The organism is Bradyrhizobium sp. Arg816 (assembly GCF_029989365.1).
In the GTDB taxonomy this organism is placed as follows: domain Bacteria; phylum Pseudomonadota; class Alphaproteobacteria; order Rhizobiales; family Xanthobacteraceae; genus Bradyrhizobium.
On the sequence record NZ_JAPRAQ010000157.1, the window covers coordinates 1 to 488 of the forward strand.

A 488-nucleotide genomic window follows, 5' to 3' on the forward strand; every position below is an offset into this window, starting at 1 on the left:
AGGGTGAGGCTGCGGCCAATGCGTCGGCCATGGCGATCCGCCCGGCGGTCCGGAAAGCGAGCTCGGAACTGTCGACGGAGTGGAAGGAGCCGTCGACCAGCGCCACCGCGATGTCCACCACCTGCATGCCGAGCGGGCCCTTCACCATCGCATCGAGCACGCCTTGCTCGACTGCCGGAATCCATTGGCGCGGGATCGCGCCGCCGGTGATGCGATCCTCGAAGCGGAAGCCTTCGCCGCGTTCGAGCGGACGGATGTCGATCACGACGTCGCCGAACTGGCCATGGCCGCCCGACTGTTTCTTGTGCCGGCCGCGCTGGCTTGCGGGTTTCCGGATAGTCTCCTTGTACGCGACTGCCGGCGCACGTGCGGTCACCCCGACGCCGTAGCGCCGCTTCAGCCGATCGAGGGCGACGGCGAGGTGCTCGTCGCTCAGACCGTGCAGCAGAGTCTCGCGCGAACCTTCATCCTGGCCCCAGCGTAGTCCA

The 488-nt window shown here is 68.0% G+C and carries 1 pseudogene; it reads right to left on the reverse strand.

The annotated features are described in order from the left end of the window. A pseudogene (locus OWC48_RS46285) lies at positions 1-488 on the reverse strand (elongation factor G); the annotation flags it as partial.